Source organism: Streptomyces katrae (genome assembly GCF_000966975.1).
In the GTDB taxonomy this organism is placed as follows: Bacteria; Actinomycetota; Actinomycetes; order Streptomycetales; family Streptomycetaceae; genus Streptomyces; species Streptomyces katrae.
In genome coordinates this window covers 1-2,790 of the sequence record NZ_JZWV01000150.1, presented here as the reverse complement: position 1 = coordinate 2,790, position 2,790 = coordinate 1, and the positions used below count along the sequence as shown (strand labels likewise).

3 protein-coding genes are annotated in these 2,790 nt (G+C 77.3%); all 3 read right to left on the bottom strand.

Annotated elements, in window-relative coordinates; all coding sequences use genetic code 11:
- On the bottom strand, positions 1-189 hold a 189-nt coding region (locus VR44_RS46910), incomplete at its 3' end, for an anhydro-N-acetylmuramic acid kinase (RefSeq protein WP_045946643.1).
- Positions 186-1,835 (bottom strand): MFS transporter, encoded by a 1,650-nt coding sequence (locus VR44_RS46905; RefSeq protein WP_045946642.1) that lies wholly within the window; start codon positions 1,833-1,835, stop codon positions 186-188. The genes VR44_RS46905 and VR44_RS46910, both read right to left, overlap by 4 nt.
- The coding region (locus tag VR44_RS07740; protein ID WP_045946641.1) for a L,D-transpeptidase at positions 1,832-2,790 on the bottom strand (959 nt) is incomplete at its 5' end. The genes VR44_RS46905 and VR44_RS07740, both read right to left, overlap by 4 nt.

Here is a 2,790-nt window from a genome sequence, read left to right as displayed (position 1 = left end):
GGCCAGGGCGGTGGGCGCGGGCGGCAGGGCGGCCGCCAGCTCGGCGCGCAGGGCCTCCTCGTACGGGGCGCTGACCATGCCGAGCGGGAGGAGCCGCAGGGTTTCGCCGCCGTCCTCGAGGGTGAGGTGGGCCGCGGCCGCGTCGACGGCGTCGTACGAGGTGCCCGACATCAGGCCGACGACCCTCACCGCAGGGCCCGGCGGTGGTCGTCGCCGCGCAGGCCGGCCAGGGCGAGGGCGCTGAGGGCGCAGGCGCCGGCGGCGTAGTAGGCCGGGACGTCGGTGTCGCCCGTGGCGGCGGTCAGGGCGGTGACGACCAGTCCGGCGCAGCCGGAGAACACCGCATTGGCGAGGGCGTAGGCGACGCCGAGGCCGGTGCAGCGGACGCGGGCGGGGAACATCTCCGCCAGCATGGCGGGCCCCGGGCCGGCGAGCAGTCCGACGGCGGCGCCCGCGCCGCAGACTGCGGCGGCCTTGGCGGGTGCGGGGGCGGCCGGGTCCTGGAGGAGGTGCAGGAGCGGCAGCGCGAGGAGGGTGACGGTGAGGGCGCCGCCGAGCATCACGGGGCGGCGGCCGACGCGGTCGCTGAGGATCCCGGCGGGCAGGATCGACGCCGCAAAGCCGAGGTTGGCGAGGGCGGTGGCGGCCAGGGCCTCCCGGAGGGAGGCGCCGAGGGTGGCCTGGAGGTAGGAGGGCAGCACCACGAGGAAGGTGTACCCGGCGGCGGACCAGCCCATGATCCGCCCGACCCCGAGGAACACGGCCCGCACGGTCACGACCGCGCCCCCGGGGCCGCCCACGGCCCCCGCCCCGGCCCCGGAGCCCAGACCCCGGCCCGGAGCGGGGCCAGGGCCCGGAGCGGGGCCAGGGCCCGTGCCGGACCCTCGGGCCCGTCCGAGCCCGGGGCCGGGGCCGCCGCCCCTGCCCGTGCCATGGGCAGGGGCGGCGCCCACGTGCTGGGCTCGGCGTCCGGACCCCCCGGGGCCGCCGGGCCCGCCTGGGAGGGGAGCGTCGCCCGCGCCGAGGGCCGCACCAACCCCTCGGCCGAGGCTGCGCTCAGCGGAGTGGGAGCCCGCGCCTCCAGCCATCTCCCCGGCGCCCCCGCACGAAGCCGGAGCCGGGTCCGAGGCCGGACCCGGACCCACGGCCAATGCCGGAGCCGAGACCGGGGCCGAGACCGGGGACGGAGCCGGGGCCGGAGTCGGGGGTTCGGGGAGGGTGGTGCGGAGGGTGAGGGCCGTCAGGCCCAGGGGGAGGGCCAGGAGGAACGGGATGCGCCAGCCCCAGGCCGTGAGGGCCTGCGGGGGCAGGAGTACGGCCAGGAGGGTGGCGGTGCCGGCGCCGGCGAGGAGGCCGAGGGCGACGGTGAAGGACTGCCAGGCCCCGTGGCGGCCGCGCCGGCCCGGCGGTGCCTGTTCGGTCATCAGGGCCACCGCCCCGCCGAACTCCCCTCCCGCGCTGAGCCCCTGCAGGGCCCGCAGCAGGGTCAGCAGCCAGGGCGCGGCGGCCCCGGCCGTGGCCCGGGTGGGGAGCAGGCCGATCAGCGTGGTGGCGAGGGTCATCAGGCCGACGACCAGGATCAGGGTGGGACGGCGGCCGACGCGGTCGCCGAGGCGGCCGAAGAGCAGGGCCCCGGCGGGGCGCAGGAAGAAGGCCACCGCGAAGGAGGCGTACGTGGCGAGCAGCGGGCCGGCGCCCGCCGGCCCCGTCCCCCGGGCGGGGGTGAAGAACCCCTCGGCGAGGACCGTCGCGAAGCAGCCGTAGACCCCGAACTCGTACCACTCGACGAAGTTCCCGGCCGCGCCGGCGATCAGCACCCGGCGCGCCGGCGTCATGTCGTCGGGTCGAGCCGGGAGGCGGCGGTGTCGGTGCGGGGGGCGGGCTGGGCGGCGGCCGGGGTGAGGGCGCTCCCGGCCAGCCAGGTGCGCCAGTCCACGTTCCAGTCGCCGAAGCCGTTGTCGAAGGGGGACATCCGGTCGCCGCCGCTGTTGACCACCTCGACGATGTCCCCCTCGCGGACGGTCTCGTAGAACCAGGCGGCGTCCTCGGTGGACATGCCGGTGCAGCCGTGGCTGACGTTCTCCTCCCCCTGCGCCGCGACCGACCAGGGGGCGGCGTGCACGTACTCGCCGCTCCAGGTGACCCGGGTCGCGTAGAGGACGGGCAGGTCGTAGAACTCCTTGGTGCCCTTCTGGATGCCGACGGTGTCCCCGCGCATGCGGACCTTGGCCTCCTTGCCCAGGACGACCTTGATTCCGCTGCGGGTCAGGAAGCCGGCCTTGCCGGTGGTGACCGGGATGGTGCGGATGACCCGGCCGTTGCGGCGTACCGTCATCTCGTGGGCGGCGGAGTCGGTGACGGCCTCGATCCGGTCGGCGACGGTGAACTCCAGGGGCTCGGAGGGGCCTCCGTAGCCGAGGTCGCCGAGTTCCAGGCCGTCGAGGCCGCTGCGGACGCGGACGACGGTGTGGGCGGGCCAGTAGGTGCGGGGCCGGAAGTGGAGGGTGGCGTCGTCGACCCAGTGCCAGGCGCCCTCGACATGGGGTTCGGAGGTGACCTGGAGGGCCTGTTCCACACGGGCGCGGACCTCGGGGGCGTCGGCGGGCACGGGGCGGCTGAGTTCGGCGGTGACGATCTGGCCGGCTCCGTACGTGCCGGGGCGCGGGCCGAACTCGGCGGTGAGGCGGCCCCCTTCGACGGCCGGGCGGGCGGTGCGAAAGGCGAGGGTCACTCCGACCGGGGTCCCGTCGCCGTCCTGGGCGCCGACCCGCACGGTGTAGGCCTCCCCGG

Excerpts from the sequence above, each read along its gene's own strand:
- VR44_RS46905 (WP_045946642.1), bottom strand. The coding sequence starts at position 1,835 with ATGACGCCGGCGCGCCGGGTGCTGATCGCCGGCGCGGCCGGGAACTTC.